Source organism: Shewanella sp. 10N.286.52.C2 (assembly GCF_002874545.1).
GTDB lineage: Bacteria > Pseudomonadota > Gammaproteobacteria > Enterobacterales > Shewanellaceae > Shewanella.
Map to the genome: position 1 here is coordinate 1 of NZ_MCTV01000085.1, position 947 is coordinate 947.

Here is a 947-nt window from a genome sequence, read left to right on the forward strand (position 1 = left end):
AAGTTACTGCCAACAATCGGCAACCGGTCACCAAAAAGCACCCAAGCTATTTGCGTTAACGATATCACCTCGGCTGATGCGATGAAGTACCGTGATGAGCTACTCACACAGGGCAGAAGCTATAAAAGCAATAAAGAATACTTAGCGGCCGTATTTCAGTTTTTTAAGTGGTGCAAGTTAATGAACTACTGCAGCCATAACCCTTTTGAAAACGTGACAGTAGGACAAAAGCCCAAAGTTAAAGCCAACCAAGAAAGAGACCGTTGGGATACGAGTGAACTAAAAAGGCTGATACATTCAGCCGAATTTAAAGCTTCAACAGCGGACTTTAAGTGGGTCACCCGATTGATGCTTTATGGCGGCCTAAGGCCATCAGAGGCGTGTCAGTTAAAGCCCTGTGACATCGTCGTAATAGAAGGTATTCATTGCATTAACGTTGATGACAGCGGCAAAGGGCAACGTATTAAGAATGCCAATGCAAGACGCAGTATCCCAATCCACCAAACCTTGATAGAGCAGGGCTTTATTGAATTTGTAGATAAGCGTAAAAAACATCCCCAGCTGTTTAATTACAAACCAGTGGGGTTAGTAGAAGATTGGTCAAAAACCTATTGTAAGCACCTATCGATATTACAAACCTGCATTGGCATGAAAGCGAGTCAACGACCAACGGCTTATAGTCTACGACACACTTTTATCGATGAGTTTAAGCGTTTGGATATCAGCGAGCATATTGTGGCGCAGATAGTCGGCCACGCAAACCCAAACATCACCTACGGCCGCTATGGGAAAGATATTCAGGCCAGGGCATTACTCAAATACATTGAGCGACTTGAATATAATATTTGATGATCGGTGTGTTTATTCGAAAGTGATAGAGGAGTGTGTAGCTCATTTCTGCTCCTTTTCGTTTTACATGATCTATCCGCGACCCACTTACAATGTGT

Annotated in this window: 1 protein-coding gene; it reads left to right on the plus strand. The window is 43.3% G+C overall.

The features are described 5' to 3' along the window. Positions 1 to 849, plus strand: an 849-nt coding sequence (locus BCU94_RS19360) for a tyrosine-type recombinase/integrase (protein WP_157937410.1), incomplete at its 5' end; no start/stop codon positions are given. Between the last annotated feature and the right edge of the window lie 98 nt (positions 850 to 947).